Raw genomic sequence first — 20961 nt, forward strand, 5'->3', positions numbered from 1 at the left:
AAAGGGAACCCCTTGTAAAACTGTGTTTTAGAAGTACTACATTGTATGCGAAAGTATATTTTGTAATGCATGGTCTATTGTCGGAAATGTGTATTGGTACCCATGTTCAATTGCTTTACTAGGTAATACATGTTGCCCTTCTAGTACAAGTATACTCATCTCACCCAATAAAGCGTGAAGCATAAATGAAGGGACAGGTAACCAATGAGGTTTTCTCATTATAGTTGCCATGGTTTCTCCAAATTCCTTCATTCTTATAGGTAACGGGGCTGTAATATTAAGAGGACCATTAATTTCTTCTTTGTGTATGATGAAATCAATCATGCGAACGACATCATCTATATGAATCCATGATAACCATTGATTTCCAGATCCAATTGTGCCTCCGATATAAAATTGATAGGGAAGTAGCATCTTTGGAAGAGCACCTCCGTCTGCACCTAATATGACTCCGAATCTTGCGTAGATTGTTCGCATTCCAAGAGAACGTGCTTTAGATGCTTCTTGTTCCCATGAATATACTGTATTTGCTAAAAAGTCATTTCCAGGAATCTCATGCTGTTCTGTAAAAGACTCAGTTTCAGACGTTCCATAGTATCCAATAGCACTTGCGTTAATAAATGTATTTGGCTTTGTACCAAGTGTTTGCAATTGTTTAATAAGTCCTTTTGTTGTTTGAATTCGACTGTTTAAAATGGATTCCTTTTGTTTCTTTGTCCACCTACTATTAATAGACTCTCCAGCTAGATTAATAACTACATCAATAGAAGAGAGGGGGAAGGTTTGTAAATCAGGTGTCCATCGTACATACTGAAGGTTAGGGTGGGAAGTTTCAGTAGTTTTGTTTCGAGTAAGAATGTAAACATTATATCCTTTTTGAATAAAAAAAGTAGAAAGGTATTTACCGATAAAGCCGGTACCACCAGAAATTGCGATTCTCACAATTATTTCCTCCTCATTATATATATTCTTGAAAAGCAAAAACGTTCCTTGACTATGTTAAAATAATAGAGAGGTGAGAGTATGGCTGTCATTACAAAAATAGAAGTGCAAAAACGATCGAAAGAGCGATTTAATATTTATATTGATAAAGGTCAAGGTGAAGAGTACGGATTTAGTGTGGATCAAGTAATCTTAATGAAACATGGATTACAAAAAGGTTTAGAAATTGATGAAATAGAGTTAGGCAATATTTTGTTCAATGAAGAGGTACAAAAAGCATATTTACAAGCAATCTCCTATTTATCCTATCAAATGAGAACGAAACAAGAAATAGAAGATTTTTTACGAAAAAAAGAAGTGGGACAGGCCATCATCTCTGAAGTCGTTTCGAAATTATTACATGACCGATATATTAATGATAAAGAGTATGCCATTTTATATACGCGAACGCAAAGTAATGTGAATCGAAAAGGTCCAACTGTTATAAAAAGAGAGCTGTTAAATAAAGGCGTTCAGGATCTAATCATTACACATAGTTTACAAGAGTATCCAAAGGAGAAGCAAATTGAAAATGCTTTGATTCTTGTAGAAAAAAAGAAAAAATCTTATCAAAAGCATTCATTTTTACAAATGAAGCTAAAGTTAGATGAAATGCTTGTTCGTAAAGGATATTCTAGAGATGTGATTCAAATTTGTTTGGAAGAATTGAAAGACGAAAAAGATGACGAAAAGCAACAAGAAGCGTTACACTATCATGGAAATAAATATTATGAGAAATATAAGAAGTATGATGGATGGACATTCGAAAATAAGATGAAACAAGCGTTATATCGAAAAGGATTTTCTATTGATGAAATAGAGATATTTTTACAAATGAAAAGTGAAGAGGGATGAGGGGAATAATAAGATGAATATGCCAAAACGCTACAGTGAAATGACACCGCATGAGCTTAGAGAAGAAATTGGCGCTTTAAAGGAGCAAGCAGTAAAGGCTGAGCAACTTGGAATTGTAAATGAATTCGATGTATTAATGAGAAAGATGGCCATGGCCCGTGCTTACATGACTGATATAAACAAATTCCATATTGGTGAGACATATGAATTAGTAGAAGAACCTGGTGTATTATTTAAAATTACGTACTTCAATGGGGTATTTGCTTGGGGTTATAAGCAAAATGATAATGAAGAGATTGGGATACCAATTTCCTTGTTGCAAGAAAAATAAAAACCAGAGAGCGAATATCTCTCTGGTTTTCATCTTTGGTAGGCGTTAAAGGAGATAGGAGATTCTAAAATTGGCGTTTTTTACATTCGTTGGCCAATATAATGAGAGACTGGGTTTGTTGCGTCTGTCCGTTAACTTGCGCTTTCGCATGTTTCGGACGAGTCCACGTATGGTTAAATAATTCAGAACGACTATCTAAACGATCACGGTAGCTCATCTTTATCACCTCGTGTAGGAAGTTAATTTTTTAGGCTGTACCTGTACTACTCTTCCTGCTGATTTGCAGCACGCATACGTTCTTGTGGGTGCGTGTTAATTGTGCCGTTAGGTCGTTTCGAAGCGAAGCGTGATTTCGCTTTCGGCTGACCGTCGATTTTGCTGTTGTTTTTTGACTCAGACCAAAATTCGGCTTGTTTACCCATTGCGAACGCCCTCCTCATCATCAGTTGATACCTCTTTAAGAAGTATCACTTATAGAATGTGCAAAATAGAAGAAACTATCCTTTAGAAATGAAGGGATAAATAGGTAAAAGGAGATTAGAACATGAATGATATTTATGAAGCATTAACGAAAGAATTATTAGACAAGAATGACAAGCTTTCTTACGGACAAGCTCGTGCGTGGGTTGAATTACTTTGGGAAGATTTTCAAACAACTTATGCGAAATCAGGTCGTTATCAAGGTGAGGAAATGACTGAGCAAGTAGTAAGAACATGGATTAATAATCATGGAGCGCGTCTTCATGAAATGCGTACAAATAATCCGAAATACAGCCATTTAATTAATCAAGAAGACCATTTAAAACATTAAAAAAGCGACTAAAGTCGCTTTTTTTAATGTGGAAGCAATTCCAGTTTCTTTCGAAGTTTTTCTTCGCTGAAAATCCATCCGGTATAAGAATTAATAATATTTAAATTTTGATCGAGCTGAACGATTGCAACGAATGGATAATAATCTTTACTTCGATAGCGCAAATCAATGAATCGAATTTCGTAATAGTTATCATAATCAAAAATATCCCAACGATATACAGGAGAGAAAGATAAGAAGGCCGAGATGTTTTCATCTTGTTTAGCAGCTCTCATAATAGCGTTATCTGGGAACGGTACCCGATCGAACTTATCGTATATCATAATGTTACCACGATGCCATCTCGCAACGTAGTAATAATCAGTCGTAACGACTGCTAAATGATAATGATAAAATCGATAAGAAGGAGAAATGATGATCTTCTCAACATGTTTGAAACGTTTGTGTACAACGCTTCTTATATTTCTATGCATCATAATCCGTCCGATATAGTAAACAATCATTAATATATATGCAGCTAAGGCTGTATATCCTTTATGGGAACCTACGAGCATGCAAGCAATCGCAAGTATATGGATAAAGAAAATCACAGTATCAAACGTATTAATTATGCCGAGTGCGACCCATTTTTTTGTGAAAGGCCGTAACGCTTGTGTACCGTAGGCATTGAAAATATCTACAAAGACGTGAAGAAAGACAGCTATAAATGACCAAAGTAGTAGATGAAGATATGGAGCGTCTGAAAAGAAGGCGAAAGAGATGCCGCTTATAAGGAATGACCAAAGAATTACTGCAGGAATGGAATGAGTAACCCCGCGATGATTTCTTATATATTTAGCGTTATTACGCAATTTTAAAACTGTATCGATGTCAGGAATATTGGAACCAGCAATTGTAGCGAGCATAACTGCTTGTGGTCCAATATCACTTTGCGCTATAGCTGGGTCTAATGTTGCCAAACTACCTAAAGTGACACCCATAACAAGGTGAGTGGCTGTGTCCATAGAAATCCACCTCCGTTTTTTATTAATGTAACTCTTTTTATTCGATACCTCAAGTCCTTTGCCTTCTATTTCCTATGTCATCTTACTTAAATTTTTTCCTAAAAATCTTTATAATAGTACGTATATGCAAAAAAATGAGGGGGATCAAGTTTGACACTTGAAATATTAGAAAAATTTAACATAGAGCAGTTTCAAAATGATTTAATTGGTTGGTTTGAAAAAGAGCAACGCGACTTACCGTGGCGAAAAAATAAAGATCCATACCGTGTTTGGGTTTCGGAAATTATGTTACAGCAAACAAGGGTAGAAGCTGTAAAACCATATTACGCAAATTTTATGGGGAAGTTCCCTACGCTGGAAGCTTTAGCAAATGCTGATGATGAAGAAGTATTAAAAGCATGGGAAGGTTTAGGGTATTATTCTAGAGCACGAAATTTACACACGGCTGTAAAAGAGGTAAAAGAAGTATATGGCGGGATAGTACCGAGTGATGTAAAGAAAATTGAAAAATTAAAAGGAGTGGGACCATATACAAAAGGTGCAATTTTAAGTATCGCATATGGTATACCAGAGCCAGCAGTTGACGGAAATGTTATGCGCGTGTTATCCCGTATTTTATCAGTATGGGATGACATTGCAAAACCGAAAACTAGAAAAGTGTTTGAAGAGATTGTGCGGGAAATTATTTCAGCTGAAAATCCATCTTATTTTAATCAAGGTTTGATGGAATTAGGTGCACTAATTTGTATTCCTAAAAATCCAGCATGCTTACTTTGTCCTGTACGTGAGCATTGTAGGGGATATGCTGAAGGTGTTCAAAAAGAACTACCAGTAAAAAGTAAAGCGAAAGCTCCTACAATGGTACCGCTTGTTGCAGGAGTACTTCAAACTGAAGATGGTCGTTACGTTATTAATAAACGTCCAAGTAGCGGATTATTAGCTAATATGTGGGAGTTTCCGAATATTGAACTTGGCGAAGGGATTCGAAGTCAGAAAGAACAGCTTATAGATTATATGAAGGAAAAGTTTGAGCTTTCGATTTCTATTGATGAGTACGCAATGAATGTGCAACATACGTTTACGCATCGCACCTGGGATATATTCGTATTTTACGGAAAAGTAACTGGTGATATTGTTGAAACAGATACATTAAAGTTTGTATCGAAAGAAGCATTTGAGCAGTTACCTTTCTCTAAATCGCATCGTACGATTTATGAGAGTTGTGTTGAGAAAATTACAATGCAATAAACAAAAAAAGTGTTCCCTAGATTGGGAACACTTTTTTAATCGTAAGAAATTTTTGTCCCATGAGTCCAACTGGCATCACCTTCTTGTAAGCCACCTCTTGATTCAATTTCTACTACAATTTCTTTATAAATACTTTGACCTTCTGCGTTTAAATAGGGCAAAATCTGTTGTAATGAATGATGAAAATAAGCTAATTCATCTTCTTTCCATTCATTTTTTGAAATCATCGTTAGTTCAGTCATATCGCGTCCTATATACATATTTCCACCTCCGTACCCTATAGTTTGAATGAGTATTAAGAGATATATGCGGAAATTTTTCAACAGAAAATTACGGATAGTTTCTGGTTGAATTGGTTACATTATTGATTGTGGAGGTGAGAAAGATGAGTAAAAAACAACAAGGTTATAACAAGGCAACTTCTGGTGCTAGCATTCAAAGTACAAATGCTAGTTATGGTACAGAGTTTGCGACTGAAACAAATGTACAAGCAGTAAAACAAGCAAACGCACAATCAGAAGCAAAGAAAGCACAAGCTTCTGGTGCACAAAGTGCAAACGCTAGTTATGGTACAGAATTTGCAACTGAAACAGATGTGCATGCTGTGAAAAAACAAAATGCAAAATCAGCTGCAAAACAATCACAATCTTCTAGTTCAAACGAGTAATGAAAGAAAAACACTTCTCCAATTCGAGAGAAGTGTTTTCTTTGTGTGCGGGTCATTGTAATGAAAAGAAAGTGAACGACATAACTTCTAATAAGTCAACAAATGTAGTCAAAGGAGAAGGAAGTTAAAGATTAGAAATATGTAATTAGGAATAATAACTAATGAATAAATCTAAAAGGGGGTAAGTAATGAAGGATTTTGATAAGTTGGTAGGAGAGCAATTGGAAACGATGGATGAGCTGTTAAAATTGCAATCACACTTAGAGAAGTATCAGCAAATTGAAGTGAGTGAAAAGGATACGTGCGATAAAAAAGACTTACATTTTATTCGCCAAGAAATATATAGAACAGAAATAGCATTGAAACTATTACATGAAAAATTCGAAAAGCAAACGAATAGTGTGATTAAATCTTTTGAAACTGAAAAAATGATTTCAAATTTAGGATAAGATATGTTCTTACCTTCAGATGAAAAGTCCTTCTTAACATGAAAATAAGGAAGGGCTTTTTCTGTTATTATTTCCTTATTTATAAATGAGTCAGGAAAAGCCTCAGTAGGGATATGGTATTCAACAATAAACATGCAGTGTAAAAAATAGAGTCTTGTCGCTTTAGTTTTAAAATTTCGACAAAAAAGTTATAATAGAAAAAAAGTGAATGCAGTTCAAAGGATAGTTGATTTAATTTAAGAAGGGCATTTGCAGTTGAAAGAAGGGAGCATATATGGCATTTCCCAAAGAAGGAGAAAAAGTACAAATACATAGTTATAAACATAATGGCTCCATTCATAGAATGTGGGAAGAGACAACGATTTTAAAAGGGACACAGAGTCTTGTAATTGGAGCGAATGATCGAACAATAGTTACAGAATCAGATGGCCGAACATGGGTTACTCGGGAACCTGCAATTTGTTATTTTCATGCAAACTATTGGTTTAATGTGATTGGGATGCTAAGAGAAGAGGGCGTATATTATTATTGTAATTTAAGTTCTCCTTTTGCATATGATTCAGAAGCATTAAAGTATATTGATTATGATTTAGATATTAAAGTGTATCCAGATATGACATATACACTGTTAGATGAAGATGAGTATGAAAAGCATAGTCAAATCATGCAATATCCACCTGTTATTGATACAATTTTAAAGCGAAATGTAGCACATTTAACGCAGTGGATTCATCAAAGAAAAGGTCCATTTGCACCAGATTTCGTAGATATGTGGTATGAGAGATATTTAATGTACAGAAATTAAAACAAACCTGCAGGGGATTTCCCGGCAGGTTTGTCCTATTAGAGGGGGGATTATGTGCAAGGTATAAAAAGATATTTAAAATTTGTTAAACCATATAGATGGCTTATTGCTATTACAATTGTTATCGGTCTAGTTAAGTTCGGTATCCCGCTTATTATGCCATGGTTATTAAAGTATATTATCGACGATGTAATCCAAGGTGGGGGTTCACTTCAAGATAAAACGTCCCAATTAATAACGGCGATTGGGATAGCCTTTTTTATTTTTGCAGTATTAAGGCCACCGATTGAATATTATCGTCAATATTTCGCGCAACGTATCGCGAATACAATACTATATGATTTGCGGAAACATATTTTTGGTCACTTGCAAAAATTGAGCTTGCGTTATTATTCGAATACAAAAACAGGAGAGCTTATTTCACGTGTAATCCATGATGTAGAGCAAACGAAGGATTTTGTAATTACCGGTTTAATGAATGTTTGGCTAGATACTGCGACAATTGCGATTGCTATTATTGTTATGTTTTCTATGAACATAAAGTTAACGTTTGTTGCTTTATTGATTTTACCTATTTATGTTGTTGCGGTGAAATATTTTTTCGGACGTCTTCGAAAATTGACGAAAGAACGTTCACAAGCGTTAGCAACTATGCAAGGTTATTTACATGAACGTATTCAAGGAATGCAAGTGACGCGTAGCTTTGCATTAGAAGAGTATGAGGGTAAGCAGTTTGAAAAAAGAAATAATGAATTTTTAACGAAAGCATTAACGCATACAAGTTGGACGGCGAGAACATTTTCGGCAGTAAATACTTTAACTGATTTAGGCCCGTTACTTGTCATTGGTTTTGCAGCATATGAAGTAATTCAAGGTCAGTTAACGCTAGGGACTATGGTAGCTTTTGTTGGTTATATGGATAGTTTATATAGTCCGCTTCGCCGCCTTGTTAATTCATCTACAACATTAACGCAATCTTTCGCCTCGATGGATCGAGTGTTTGAACTGTTAGATGAAAAGTACGATATTGTTAATGTGCCAAATGCGGTACAAGCGAAAAAATTAAATGGAGAAATTGTATTTGATAATGTGTCTTTTCGTTATAATGCAGATGAAAAAGAGATATTACATAACTTGTCATTAACTATGCGGCCAGGAGAGAAGGTAGCACTTGTAGGAGCGAGTGGGGGAGGAAAGTCATCTCTTGCTAGTTTAATTCCGCGTTTCTATGATGTTTCGGAAGGGTCAGTTTATGTAGATGGGATAGATGTAAGAAAGTATGATATGAGAAATTTACGTAGCCATATTGGAATTGTACTGCAAGATAATTTATTATTTAGCGATACAATCGGAGCTAATATTTTATATGGAAATCCGAAAGCTAAAGAGACAGAAGTGATTGCAGCAGCCAAAGCCGCGCAAATTCATGATTTTATTATAGAGTTACCAGATGGTTACAATACTGTTGTTGGAGAACGTGGTGTGAAGTTATCTGGTGGGCAAAGGCAACGTGTAGCAATTGCGCGAGTATTTCTAAAGAATCCATCGTTACTTATATTAGATGAAGCAACTTCTGCTTTAGATTTAGAAAACGAACGGTATATTCAAGAGGCACTTCAAACGTTAGCTGCTGATCGGACGACGATTATAATTGCACATCGATTAGCAACGATTACGCATGTTGATACAATTATTTACATTGAAGATGGTGAAATTAAAGAAACAGGTTCTCATGAAGAGTTAATGAAAAAAAGGGGATTCTATTACAATTTATATCAACTTCAAAATATAACAGAAACAGCTCCTTTAGCGTAAAAGGAGCTGTTTTTTATTCGTCTTCTTTTTTATCGTCGATTTGGAGTTCTGTTTCTGGTTTATGGTATGTGTAGAAGCTATCCACAAGTAAATCTAAATGCTCTACTTCTTCACTATAATTAATAATTGAAGAAATAAGAGGGAATAGATGTAACCATGTTTTATATGCTTCCTCATCATCTTTGTTTTGATACTCCATAAAGATATCAATTAATTCTTGTTTACCTGTTTCAACTTCATCAAGCATCTCAACGGATTGTTGTTTCTTTGCTTTACCAATAAATTTTAATAAAACTTGTTCATGATAATGCGTTAATGAGTCAAGTTCGTTTTGAATAGATTCCTGAAATTCTTCTGGCATATAGCGCAGTTCATTTTCAGTGCGATGTAATGATTTTAACGTACTTAAAGCACGGCTTGTCGTCGCTAACATTTGTCTGAATAAAACGAGCTTACGAATTTTTGCGAACTGTACTTTTTTCGTGTAGCTTCTTTCTTCTTTATACAGCAAATAGTAATGGTTTAGTTTGATCATTTTTTCTTTCATACGATCAATATCAGTTTTTAACGTTGTAAAGTCAGAAGCTTGCCTGCTATTCATTCGAATCCATTTCACAATTTCCTCTGTATTATCAACGATACGATGATAAAGCTTTGTTTCGTATTTTGGCGGCATAAACACTAAATTTACAACTGAAGCCGCAATAATTCCGATCATAATCGTCGCAAAGCGAAGTAAGGCAAAACTAAAGAAATCTTCGCCTTGATACTCCATAATGGCGATAACTGTTACTAAAGCAATTGATATTGTGTTTTCTAATCGTAATTGTAATGTAAGAGCAATTACTAATATACATGTTAATCCAATAATAAAAGGATTATGTCCAAAAGCAGTAGCAAATACGATAGCGAATACCGCACCAATTACGTTTGCTTGAATTTGTTCAAGTGCAGTTAAATATGAACGATATACAGACGGTTGAACAGCGAATATAGCTGAGATTCCCGCAAATACCGGACTCGGTAAGTGAAGTAAAATACAAGCAAATAAAGCTAATGTGATGGCAATACCCGTTTTTAAAATGCGAGCACCAAGTTTCATACCCTTAATAAGATCCTTTCTCTTGTCATAATGAATGTACAACATGATACTATACATTCATTACAATATGTTAGCAAGTGATATTTTAGTGATATAAAAAAAGAAATTAAGATTCATTTATCCCGCTATTTGCGGGCAGTAGAACTCCTACCTCAAAGTTCGGCTAGAGCAAAGGAGTTAGGTGGGAGTCGGGCTGCCCGTAAATGCCCGATTGGTGTGGGCTCATAATCAGTGGGGGATAAACAAAACCACCATTGATTAAAGTTTCACTTTATAATTTTTTCCTAATTCTTTTTAAACATTAATTTTTAGTAAAAAAACCTGCTGAATTTCAGCAGGTTTCAAATTGTTACTATAGATTACTATGAGAAGTATACTTCGTCAATTTTTTATTGAAAATAAAAATGGTATATATCACTCAGTTGAGATAGATGGATCAGCCTGCTCCTTTTTCGGGATAATTTCAAAAAATTGCTGCTGCATATCATCTAGTAACGGGGTTAACAAAGCAACTTCCTCATATTGCTCATGCTCATTTAATACACGAATATAATCTAGCAATAGTTCAGTTACATCTTGCACACCATTTTTACTAATTGATTGTAATGTAACATTTGCACCTTTTGCGATTCTTCTTTTTAAGGCTTTTTCTGTTAAACCTAAGTTTGAATCATGACGTAAATAAACAACACCACCAGTCATACCAGCACAGATCCATGGACCAGGATCTCCTAAAACAAGAGCCCGCCCATTTGTCATATATTCAAAAGCGAAACCTTTAATATTCGAGTATGATCCTATATTTCCTTGCTCTTTTTCACGGAGTGGTTTTGTCATTCTCCCTCCAATTATCATGTCTGCTCCAGAAAGGCGAATACCAGCACGAGCGTCGGCGTTACCTTGCACGTATAATGCACCTTTTTGTGCACCATATCCAAATCCTTTTCCGACAGACCCATTATAATATGTTCCATTTTTACCTTTTGCTTTCGTTATATAAATGCCACCGCCAAATGAAGTTTTGCCAATGCCATCTTGTGCGCCGCCATTTACGTGTATAAATAAGTTTTCACTATTGTAAGCGCCTAATCCATTTCCAGGAACAGAGCCATTTGTATACTTTAATGTAAGTGGTTCAAGCTTTGTATCTTCATATAATTTACTACGAACGCGATAACAAGATTCTAAACCGCCCATGACTCGTTGCTCTACGCCAACTCCTACTAATTCTTTTGAGTGAGGAGAATGCACTGTTTCAAATTGTTTTTCTTCCACAGATACTCTTGTTGTAACAGTTGAATTTTCTATCGTTTGTAGTAAATTACATAACTCTAACAAATCTTGACTTCGAACTTGTTCTAATAAATCGGAACGCCCGACAATTTCTTGTAAATTTGTATAACCGAGTTGCCCTGTTAACCGTTTTAATTCTAAACCGAAAGTGGTGAATAAATTTAATAGGCCAGCAACTGCGCTTTCTAATTCGCGCGGGACGAAGCGGCGTAATCCATGTTCTTTCGCTTGTGCTTCAGATTCAATTTGTGTTGCAATTCCAACGTGGCAAGTATCTAGATGACAACCACGGCAAGTTGTACAGCCGATGGCAATCATTGATAATGTACCAAACCCAATACGGTTTGCTCCAAGAAGCATGATTTTTAAGGCATCATTTACACTTCGAATACCACCATCTGCCCAAATTTCTACTTTATGTCTCATACCTGCTTCTAGTAGAGCGTTGTGAGCAGCTTTAACACCGATTTCTACTGGAAGACCTACATGTTGTAATGCATGAATACGTGCAGCCCCTGTTCCGCCGTCAAATCCGCTAATGTTAATAAAATCAGCGCCAGCTTTAGCGATACCGACAGCAATTGTTCCAATGTTAGGAACGACAGGGACTTTTACGGCTACTTTTGCAAGTTGATTAGCCGTTTTAATTTCTGTAATCATTTGAGCTAAATCTTCAATCGAATAAATATCATGGTTGTTAGAAGGCGAAATTAAATCTGATCCAATTGTAGCGTTACGTGCCTCAGCAATTTTTGCGGTTACTTTAGAACCTGGTAAATGTCCGCCTTCGCCAGGTTTTGCGCCTTGACCGATTTTTATTTCAATTAAATTTGATGAATTTAGTAGTTCAGCGTTTACTCCAAATCGGCCAGATGCAACTTGTTGTCCACGTGTATTTGGGTATTTGCCAATCATATCTTTAATTTCGCCGCCTTCACCGTTCAAACTAATCATATTTAGCTGATCGGCAGCTTCTGCATATGCACGAAAGGCAATTTCATTTTGAGAACCGAATGACATGGAACTAATAATAAACGGTAAATCATGATTTTGAATGCTAATAGACACTTCTTCAGCCGGAACGACATGCTTTGTTTGTTTCGTTTGAACAAGGTGTCTGATTGCAATCGGATTATTGTCTTCTAATTCACTTAACTTTTCGCGGTAATCATCATAAGAATTTCCTTTTGCAACATCACCAATTGCTTTCCAAATCCGTGGGAATATATGAAATGATTTTCGCATTCTAATTTTAGGGTTGTTATAATCATTTGCCCGCGATTTCGCATCTTTAGCAAGCGATTCAAGTGAAAAAGCTAAATCATTTGAACCGAAGAAATTCGTAATTTGTAATATATTTGCGATTTCCTCATGTAATCCGATAGAGGAATAGAGGCGGCCGTAACCACGTAACTCATGAATTCCAATTGTTGAAATGACTTTCTCTAGTCCTTTATTAAGTGCATTATACAGATTCATAATTGGTGTTTTTGATCCATCATTTACGGTCGCGAACAATAAATATGGATTAATACTGTCTGCTCCTAATCCATATAGTGTGACGATATCGTGTAAGGAACGAAGGGCACCAGAACGTATAACGAGAGAACAGTTTCTGCGTAATTTATTTTCACTTAATACTTGATGTACTTTAGCGGTAACTAAATGTGGATCCATCCATAACTGTTCATTTAGATGAGCTTTTGCGTCATCTAATAATAGTAGGGAAGCACCATTGTTAACGGCAGCTATCGCTTCGGAACTAATTCGATTTAATGCGCATTGTAAAGTTTCTAACGGACTGAAGGTGGCAGAAATTGTAGCGATAGAACTATGTGTAACGAACAACTGTATAAATTGTTCGTACGTAATTGTGTGCAATTCCTCTGCGATAGATTGTGCAACACTTCCTTCTAAAATAATTGGTGAAAGCATCTCAACTACAAATGGCTGTTTAGCGCCGCTTAATAAACTTGGACGCTCTCCAAGTATCGTCCGTGTGGAGAAGTGTTCGACCTCTCGATCGCGATCGATTGCTGGATTTGTAACAACGGCTACACTTTCCTTAATAAAGTCAGCAATATTTCGTCTATCCGTATCGAGTGCAGCAAGTGGCGAGTCATGACCAAGTGACCGAATTGGCTCAACTCCTTTTGTTGCCATCTGTTCAAGGAGCTGAATATGCTCTCGATCCCACCCGAAAGAAACGTACTGTTTCGTTTCAACTTGAACAGAATCACATAATCCTTGGATTTCTTTCGCTTCAGGGATAGATAAGTTTAAATGATAATTGTTAACATCGATTCGTTTTTGGAAACGATTATATACTTCAATTTGGTATTTGTCGTATTCATAAAGAACAAGTTCATCTTGTTCATTCCATTTTAATCCGACCTTTTCTCCAGGAGCGAGTGGTTTCGGTTCTTCTACATATTCGGTTGGTGATACAACTCCAGGTTCAGAAGAGAAAATATAAGAGCTTTCTGTTTCTACTTTCCATACTGGTCGTAGGCCAAGGGAATCGACGCTGAATACAGCTTCATCTTTATAGCGTGAAATAATGCCAGCTGGTCCTTGTGCGAAATGTCCCCAAGCTTCTCTTATATAAGTGTATAAGTTTTGTAAGTTTGTTTCGTATAGTTTTATTTCATTAATAATTGGTGGGAATAGTATATCCATCGCTTCAAATAAGCTGTAGTTATATTGAACAAGAAGAGTCTCTAAGGTGCGGTTTAAATCTTGGGAGTCACTTCCCCCTGCCGTTAGTGGTACATGAATCATTTCGGCTTGATCACGTAATTTGGCAATTGTATTAATTTCACCATTATGTCCGAGAATGCTAAATGGTTGTACACGAAAAAAATTAGATAATGTATTAGTAGAATAGCGATTATGTCCTAATGTCATAGTTGAAGCGATAAGTGGGTGTTGTAAATCGTTGTAATAGGCAACAAGTGTATCTCCAGCACCTAGAACTTTATATACAACATGATCACGACTTAATGAAGCAACGTGAATCGCTTCGTTTTCCTCTATTTTTATCGTTACAGCAAATAATGTTTGCTCAATACTTTTAACTTCATTTTCAGCGATAAGGGCAACTTGCCAAAATAAAGGTTCTTCCTGTTTACCAAGTGGACCGAGTGCATCGGAATTTATTACATCATCACTTTCGAAAATAATAGTAAAGTTTTCATTGTTTAATTGCGTACGAATGTAATTTTTTAAGTCAACAATATTTTCTTTTTTGTTTAGAAAAAAATGTCCAACGATAAAGTGGGGATGATCCACAATCGTTGGATTATATCCGCTACTTTTCAATTTTTCGTTCCAAAGTACTTTTGGTACATCAATATGGATTCCAATACCATCGCCTTCGCCATTGATGAAACCAGCTCTATGGTTCATTTTGATTAGTGATTGTATACAAAGGTCGATATTTTCTTTTGTAGGAATTTTTCTTTTTTCCATAACGGAAACGATTCCACACGCATCATGTTCTGCATTTTTATAATCTCGAAATAAAGACGGTGTCCATGTATTTTTTTTATTGAGCATCCGTCAATCCCCCCTCTTGTAAAAGATTGAATAATCTTACTATTTAAGGTGTAAATCACCTTGTACACAGAGATAATAACGATCTAAAAGAATATAAAACAGATAATTATGAATAATTATACTATTAATGCGGGATTTATGAAATAGAAAAAAGGAAAAAAGAAAGGTAACCTTTCTTTTTTCCTTGTAATGACAGTATTATTTATTGTCTGCTAAAGCAGCAAATGCTCTTCCAACAGCTTCGATTGTATATTCGATATCTTCTTGTGTATGTTCTGTCGTTAAGAACCATGCTTCATATTTAGATGGTGCTAAATTAATACCTTCTTGGAGCATAAGTTTGAAGAATCTACCGAACATTTCACCATCTGTATTTTTGGCTGCATCGTAATCTTCAATTGTAGTTGTCGTGAAGTATACAGTTAATGCACCCTTTAGGCGGTTTACTGTAATATCGATATTATGTTTTGTAGCTTGCTCTAAAATTCCTTTTTCAAGCATTGCGCCAAGTTCATCTAATTTCTCGTATACGCCTTCTTGTTGAAGAACTTCTAGACAAGCGATACCAGATGCCATAGAAGCAGGATTTCCTGCCATTGTACCAGCTTGATATGCAGGTCCAAGCGGGGCAACTTGTTCCATAATTTCTTTCTTACCACCGTAAGCGCCAATTGGAAGTCCGCCGCCGATAACTTTACCAAGTGCAGTTAAGTCTGGTGTTACGCCAAGTAAGTCTTGAGCACCACCGTACATAAAGCGGAAAGCAGTAATAACTTCATCATAAATTACTAATGCACCAGCTTCATGGACAAGCTCATTTACTTTCTCAAGGAATCCAGGTTTAGGCTCTACAATACCGAAGTTTCCAACGATTGGCTCTACAAGGATAGCTGCTACTTCATGTCCCCATTTATCTAACGCTTCTTTTAAAGTTTCTACATTATTAAAGGGAACGGTAATAACCTCTTGTGCAATACTTTGTGGCACACCAGCTGAATCAGGAGTTCCAAGAGTAGAAGGACCAGAACCAGCTGCTACAAGTACTAAATCGGAATGACCGTGGTAACAACCAGCAAATTTCATAATTTTTGTGCGACCAGTGTAAGCGCGGGCAACACGAATGGTTGTCATAACGGATTCTGTACCAGAGTTTACGAAGCGGACTTTATCTAATGCAGGCATTGCCTCTTTTAACATTTTTGCAAATTTTACTTCCAGTGCTGTTGGCGTTCCGTATAGTACACCATTTTCAGCAGCTGTTGTAATTGCTTTTGTTATATGGGGGTGAGCATGTCCAGTAATAATAGGACCGTATGCTGCTAAATAATCGATATATTTATTTCCATCTACATCCCAGAAATAAGCACCTTTTCCACGTTCCATTGCAACGGGAGAACCGCCTCCAACTGCTTTGAAAGAACGAGAAGGACTATTAACACCACCAACGATATGTTCTAAAGCTTCTTTATGTAATGCTTCTGATTTCGTGAAATTCACTACAATTCATCTCCTTACAAAAATCTATGTATTATTCTAACATGTTTTTAGAAAAGACGTATTGTTTGTGATAGAAGGAGCAGTTGGGTAAACTATTCGTTGTGACATTTAGGAAGGGGGTCCGATTATGAAATCGGTAATTGAGGTACAAGGGTTACGTAAAGAGTTTACAGCCTATTCAAGTCGTCCGGGATTAAAGGGTGCATTTCGCGATTTATTAAATCGTAATTATAAAATAGTACCAGCAGTAAATGATGTGTCTTTTACTGTGAAGCAAGGTGAAATGGTTGGTTATATTGGTGAGAATGGTGCTGGTAAGTCAACGACGATTAAAATGCTTACAGGGATTTTGACTCCGACTTCAGGGCAAATCACGGTGAACGGAATGAATCCACATAAACAAAGAGAAGAATTTGTGAGAACAATTGGTGTTGTTTTTGGTCAGCGCTCTCAGCTTTGGTGGGATATTGCGGTACAAGAATCGTTTCGTTTATTGAAGAAAGTGTACGGTGTTTCAGACACTCAGTATAAGGAACATATGGAGCACGTAATCGAAACGTTAGATATTGGTCCTTTATTAGATAAGCCTGTCCGAAAGTTATCTCTTGGCCAAAGGATGCGCTGTGAATTAGCGGCAGCATTAATTCATAATCCACCGTTACTATTTTTAGATGAGCCAACAATAGGGCTAGATGTTCTTGTGAAATTGAAAATACGTGAATTCTTAAAAGAGATGAATGAACGTTATAAAACAACAATTTTATTAACAACACATGATATTACTGACATTGAAGCTTTATGTGAGCGCGTTATCATGCTGGATGAAGGAAATATTATGTATGACGGTTCTTTAAATAACCTTCGCACACAGTGGGGAGCAGAGAAGGAAATCCATTTTCAATTTGTCGCTCCAGTTTCTTATCAGATGTTATCGATGGTTATGCCAGATAGTCAAGTCGTTTGGTCAAAAGCGAAAGAGGAAAATGCGTGGGTTGCAAAAATACCGAATGAAGAAATTATTATTTCAATGCTTATTTCTAAAGTAGTACAAGCTTTTCAAATTAAAGATTTAAAAATTAACGAAGTGTCTACAGAGGAAATAATTCGTAACATTTATGAAGAAGGTATTAAGCATGGGTAAGTATATTGAAATGATTCGCATTCGCTTTTTAATGATGCTTGCTTATCGTACAAATTATTACAGCGGGATTTTAATTTATACGATTAATATCGGTGCGTATTATTTTTTATGGCAAGCGATTTATAGCGGGAAAGAGAATATTGAAAGTTTATCTATTTCGCAAATGACTACGTATATTGCGATCGCATGGATGGCACGTGCTTTTTATTTCAATAATATCGATAGAGAAATTGCGATGGAGATTCAAGAAGGGCGTGTGGCGGTAGAACTAATTCGTCCATATAACTATTTAGGAATGAAAGTTATGCAAGGTCTTGGCGAAGGGATATTTCGTTTTGCGTTCTTTTCAATCCCAGGTATGGTCATCGTTACTTTGTTATTTTCATTACAAATTACAACGAATTTTCAAACGTGGTTATATTTCTTCTTATCGTTAATATTTAGCTTTATCATTAATACACAAATAAACTTAATGACGGGAATGCTTACATTCTTCTTATTTAATAATAGTGGAATTATGTATGCAAAACGTGTTGTGATTGATTTATTTTCTGGTTTATTATTACCGATTAGTTTTTATCCATTATGGGCCCAAAAAGCAATGGTGTTTTTACCGTTTCAAGCAATTAGTTATATTCCGAGTATGATTTTCTCTGAAGGTATACAGGGAAGTGAGTTATATGAAGCTTTGTTATTTCAAGTAATTTGGGCAATTATACTTATTATTCCAATTGTACTCATGTGGAAAACGGCGAGAAAACGTCTAATTGTACAAGGGGGATGATAGGATGCTATATATAAAATTATTTTTGCAATACGCAAGCCAATATATAAAAACTAAATTAGAGTATCGAGGCGATTTTATCGTCGGATTACTCTCGGATTTATCACTACAAGCGGTTAATTTAATCTTTATTCTCGTAGTATTTGGGCATACGCAAGCATTAAAAGGATGGAGCCGAGAAGAAGTCATCTTTATTTATGGTTTCTTTTTAGTACCGTTTGCCATTTTTTCAGCATTCTTTAACATATGGGACTTTAATGATCGTTACATTATTAAAGGTGAAATGGATCGTGTATTGACGAGACCAATTCATAGCTTATTTCAAATTATATTAGAAAGAATGGAACTTGAATCTTTAATTGGAGCGGTTACAGGAATTATTGTAATGGGATACGCAGCAGTAGAACTAAATTTATCCTTTTACTGGTATGATTTCTTCCTATTCTTACTGATGGTAGGAGGAGGAGCGCTTGTGTACGGCGGGATATTTGTTACGCTTGCGAGCCTTGGTTTTTGGTCGGATGCGAAAAGTTCCATTATGCCGCTTATGTATAACATAGGTAATTACGGCCGCTATCCTGTTAATATTTATAACCGTGTAATTCGTTTCATTTTAACGTTTGTTTTACCATTTGCATTTGTTGGAGTATACCCAGCGGCGTACTTCTTAAGAAAAACAGAGTGGAATAGCTATGCATTTGCAACGCCAATTGTTGGTGTCATTTGCTTTACTATTGCAATTACTCTCTGGAATCAAGGGGTAAAACGATATCGTGGTGCGGGGAATTAATTATAGAAGCTTGTTCGTTTCAAAGGGATAAATCAGCCGCCCATCTCATACATATAAAATGAGGTGGAGGACATGTTATGGGGATTTATTCTATTAACTGCAGCAGTAGCTATTTTAAGAAGTGTCCAATTATTATGGAGTTCGTATTCAGATTCAAAACGTTTCTTTTCGTTATATAATTTAGCCTCGTTATTTTTAATTTATACAACAGTACTGATTGCATTTGGATTAAGTTATGTTGTATTAGAGGAAATGGGTTTTACAGTTTTGAAAGAAGATGGTGAAAGGTTGACCGCTCATTCTTTTCAGCTTGTTGAAATTTGTTTATATTTTAGTGCAGTCACTTTATTGTCCGTTGGATATGGTGATATAGCTCCGATTGGAATAGGGAGATGGATTGCAATCGGAGAAGCACTAATTGGATATACATTACCGTTTGCTTTTGTGATGAGGTCTGTAATAGACAATGAAAAATAAGATCGCATTTGATATAGTAAAAGAAACAATAAGGAGTGATAATAATGATTACAGTAGGAGAAATGGCACCGGAATTCACGTTAGAAGGAAGTAACGGAGAACAAGTTCGCTTAGCTGACTTTCGCGGGAAAAATGTAGTTCTATATTTTTATCCGAAAGATATGACCCCAGGGTGTACAACAGAAGCATGCGATTTTCGTGATGCATATGGATTATTTCAAGAGAAGGATACGGTTATCCTTGGTGTAAGCCCTGACTCAGCGAATAGACATTTGAAATTCATTGAGAAGCATGAACTTCCATTTACACTTTTAGTAGATGAAGATCATAAAGTGGCAGAATTGTACGATGTTTGGAAATTGAAAAAGAACTTCGGGAAAGAGTATATGGGAATCGAACGCTCGACATTTCTTATTAATAAAGACGGTGAACTTGTAAAAGAGTGGCGTAAGGTAAAAGTAAAAGGGCATACCGAGGACGTTCTTTCTTATATAAAGTAAACCTATAGTGGAGGTAAAATATATAGAAGTAAGGCAAGTGTCTATACATATTTTATCGTCTTACATAAAGTGGAAGTGTAGGGCATACCTCCTCAGATGATAGTATTCCAAGTGCGATTATGTCGCACTTTTTTCTATGTAAATGTATAGAAACTGGGGAAAGATACATAAGAATAAGGCTATATACAAAAATAAACCACATACTTATAGTAGAAATATTGACGATTTATAAGAAAAGGAGTACACTCTTTATAAGAATTATAAAATAATAATCCGTATAGAATCGGGGTGCATGACGGTGGTCAAAGAAGAATTAAAAGAAGCGCTAGAAATGCTGAAAAATACGGGTGTACGCATTACTCCACAGCGTCATGCTATTTTAGAGTACCTTGTGGAATCTATGACGCACCCAACAGCGGATGACATTTATAAAGCATTAGAAGGTAAGTTTCCAAATATGAGTGTTGCAACTGTTTATAATAACTTACGTGTATTTAAAGAAGTTGGACTTGTAAAGGAATTAACTTATGGAGACGCTTCAAGTAGATTTGATTATGTTACAAGTCAACATTATCATGTGATTTGTGAAAAATGTGGTAAGATTGTTGATTTTCCTTATGGAGGATTGGAACAGCTTGAAGAGGAAGCTGCGAAAACGACAGGCTTCGTTATTAATAGTCATCGCTTAGAAATTTATGGCGTTTGTCCAGAGTGTCATAAGGCGTAATATATAATAAAAAAAGAGGCTGACGGTTACGTCAGCCTCTTTTTTTATTATATAAAGGTATCTTATGTTTATTTGGAATTACAGTGTTAAGTGGAAAGGCCATGGGAGCAAGTTAAGTTAGTAAGA

At 35.9% G+C, this 20961-nt stretch carries 22 protein-coding genes; 14 read left to right on the forward strand and 8 right to left on the reverse strand.

Going from position 1 to position 20961, the window contains the following annotated elements; translation table 11 throughout:
- Positions 1-36 precede the first annotated feature (36 nt).
- Positions 37-942 carry a TIGR01777 family oxidoreductase gene (locus ACUN26_RS26580; RefSeq protein WP_001216944.1) on the reverse strand — a complete coding sequence of 302 codons (906 nt, stop codon included), beginning with the start codon at positions 940-942 and terminating at the stop codon, positions 37-39.
- Positions 943-1023: 81 nt separating this feature from the next.
- On the opposite strand from ACUN26_RS26580, the gene recX reads away from it, so the two are divergent.
- Together recX and ACUN26_RS26590 are read left to right on the forward strand one after the other, a co-directional pair.
- Entirely contained in the window at positions 1024-1836 is an 813-nt protein-coding gene (recX, locus tag ACUN26_RS26585) for a recombination regulator RecX (RefSeq protein WP_000268509.1), read from the forward strand.
- 13 nt (positions 1837-1849) lie between these two features.
- Positions 1850-2167 (forward strand): YfhH family protein, encoded by a 318-nt coding sequence (locus ACUN26_RS26590; protein WP_001057020.1) that lies wholly within the window; start codon positions 1850-1852, stop codon positions 2165-2167.
- 64 nt (positions 2168-2231) lie between these two features.
- Here ACUN26_RS26590 and ACUN26_RS26595 read toward each other — a convergent pair whose 3' ends face one another.
- Positions 2232-2384 (reverse strand): YpzG family protein, encoded by a 153-nt coding sequence (locus ACUN26_RS26595; RefSeq protein WP_000122093.1) that lies wholly within the window; start codon positions 2382-2384, stop codon positions 2232-2234.
- A gap of 46 nt (positions 2385-2430) precedes the next feature.
- Complete coding sequence (locus ACUN26_RS26600) at positions 2431-2589, reverse strand: small, acid-soluble spore protein K (protein ID WP_000517891.1); 159 nt, start codon at positions 2587-2589, stop codon at positions 2431-2433.
- A gap of 122 nt (positions 2590-2711) precedes the next feature.
- Between ACUN26_RS26600 and ACUN26_RS26605 the strand changes: the two genes are divergently transcribed.
- Positions 2712-2978: a YfhJ family protein gene (locus ACUN26_RS26605; protein WP_000998161.1), complete on the forward strand. Its 267-nt coding sequence runs from the start codon at positions 2712-2714 to the stop codon at positions 2976-2978.
- A gap of 23 nt (positions 2979-3001) precedes the next feature.
- Here ACUN26_RS26605 and ACUN26_RS26610 read toward each other — a convergent pair whose 3' ends face one another.
- Positions 3002-3982, reverse strand: coding sequence for a metal-dependent hydrolase (locus ACUN26_RS26610; RefSeq protein WP_000379139.1), 981 nt, complete (start codon positions 3980-3982; stop codon positions 3002-3004).
- 150 nt (positions 3983-4132) lie between these two features.
- Between ACUN26_RS26610 and mutY the strand changes: the two genes are divergently transcribed.
- The gene (mutY, locus tag ACUN26_RS26615) at positions 4133-5230 is read left to right on the forward strand and encodes an A/G-specific adenine glycosylase (protein WP_000171373.1); all 1098 of its coding nucleotides are present in this window, start codon (positions 4133-4135) and stop codon (positions 5228-5230) included.
- Positions 5231-5265: 35 nt separating this feature from the next.
- Here mutY and ACUN26_RS26620 read toward each other — a convergent pair whose 3' ends face one another.
- A complete protein-coding gene (locus tag ACUN26_RS26620) occupies positions 5266-5490 on the reverse strand; it encodes a hypothetical protein (RefSeq protein WP_000275433.1) in 225 nt (74 codons plus the stop codon).
- Between the two features lie 125 nt (positions 5491-5615).
- On the opposite strand from ACUN26_RS26620, the gene ACUN26_RS26625 reads away from it, so the two are divergent.
- From ACUN26_RS26625 to ACUN26_RS26640, 4 genes are all read left to right on the forward strand, one after another.
- Complete coding sequence (locus ACUN26_RS26625) at positions 5616-5897, forward strand: gamma-type small acid-soluble spore protein (protein ID WP_000039034.1); 282 nt, start codon at positions 5616-5618, stop codon at positions 5895-5897.
- Positions 5898-6085: 188 nt separating this feature from the next.
- The gene (locus tag ACUN26_RS26630; RefSeq protein ID WP_000651154.1) at positions 6086-6346 is read left to right on the forward strand and encodes a YgaB family protein; all 261 of its coding nucleotides are present in this window, start codon (positions 6086-6088) and stop codon (positions 6344-6346) included.
- A gap of 274 nt (positions 6347-6620) precedes the next feature.
- Entirely contained in the window at positions 6621-7151 is a 531-nt protein-coding gene (gene ntdP / locus ACUN26_RS26635; protein ID WP_000885402.1) for a nucleoside tri-diphosphate phosphatase, read from the forward strand.
- Between the two features lie 54 nt (positions 7152-7205).
- A complete protein-coding gene (locus ACUN26_RS26640; RefSeq protein WP_001161588.1) occupies positions 7206-8966 on the forward strand; it encodes an ABC transporter ATP-binding protein in 1761 nt (586 codons plus the stop codon).
- Between the two features lie 13 nt (positions 8967-8979).
- On the opposite strand, the gene ACUN26_RS26645 is transcribed toward ACUN26_RS26640, so the two are convergent.
- The 3 genes from ACUN26_RS26645 to hemL form a co-directional block, all read right to left on the reverse strand.
- On the reverse strand, positions 8980-10068 hold the full coding sequence (locus ACUN26_RS26645; RefSeq protein ID WP_000765783.1) for an aromatic acid exporter family protein: 1089 nt from the start codon (positions 10066-10068) through the stop codon (positions 8980-8982).
- Between the two features lie 414 nt (positions 10069-10482).
- Positions 10483-14919: a glutamate synthase-related protein gene (locus ACUN26_RS26650; RefSeq protein ID WP_000932747.1), complete on the reverse strand. Its 4437-nt coding sequence runs from the start codon at positions 14917-14919 to the stop codon at positions 10483-10485.
- Between the two features lie 198 nt (positions 14920-15117).
- Positions 15118-16416: a glutamate-1-semialdehyde-2,1-aminomutase gene (gene hemL, locus ACUN26_RS26655; protein WP_001011873.1), complete on the reverse strand. Its 1299-nt coding sequence runs from the start codon at positions 16414-16416 to the stop codon at positions 15118-15120.
- 127 nt (positions 16417-16543) lie between these two features.
- On the opposite strand from hemL, the gene ACUN26_RS26660 reads away from it, so the two are divergent.
- The 6 genes from ACUN26_RS26660 (at position 16544) to perR (ending at position 20835) form a co-directional block, all read left to right on the forward strand.
- The gene (locus tag ACUN26_RS26660; protein WP_000843664.1) at positions 16544-17557 is read left to right on the forward strand and encodes an ABC transporter ATP-binding protein; all 1014 of its coding nucleotides are present in this window, start codon (positions 16544-16546) and stop codon (positions 17555-17557) included.
- Positions 17550-18341, forward strand: coding sequence for an ABC transporter permease (locus ACUN26_RS26665; RefSeq protein WP_000521521.1), 792 nt, complete (start codon positions 17550-17552; stop codon positions 18339-18341). Before ACUN26_RS26660 ends, ACUN26_RS26665 begins: the two co-directional genes overlap by 8 nt.
- A 4-nt stretch (positions 18342-18345) precedes the next feature.
- Positions 18346-19131, forward strand: coding sequence for an ABC transporter permease (locus tag ACUN26_RS26670; protein ID WP_000965746.1), 786 nt, complete (start codon positions 18346-18348; stop codon positions 19129-19131).
- A gap of 72 nt (positions 19132-19203) precedes the next feature.
- The gene (locus tag ACUN26_RS26675) at positions 19204-19608 is read left to right on the forward strand and encodes a potassium channel family protein (RefSeq protein WP_000964361.1); all 405 of its coding nucleotides are present in this window, start codon (positions 19204-19206) and stop codon (positions 19606-19608) included.
- Between the two features lie 44 nt (positions 19609-19652).
- Positions 19653-20108: a thioredoxin-dependent thiol peroxidase gene (bcp, locus tag ACUN26_RS26680; protein WP_000633719.1), complete on the forward strand. Its 456-nt coding sequence runs from the start codon at positions 19653-19655 to the stop codon at positions 20106-20108.
- Between the two features lie 298 nt (positions 20109-20406).
- Positions 20407-20835 carry a peroxide-responsive transcriptional repressor PerR gene (perR, locus tag ACUN26_RS26685; protein WP_000237831.1) on the forward strand — a complete coding sequence of 143 codons (429 nt, stop codon included), beginning with the start codon at positions 20407-20409 and terminating at the stop codon, positions 20833-20835.
- Positions 20836-20961 lie beyond the last annotated feature (126 nt).

This window comes from Bacillus sp. WC2503 (assembly GCF_052682895.1).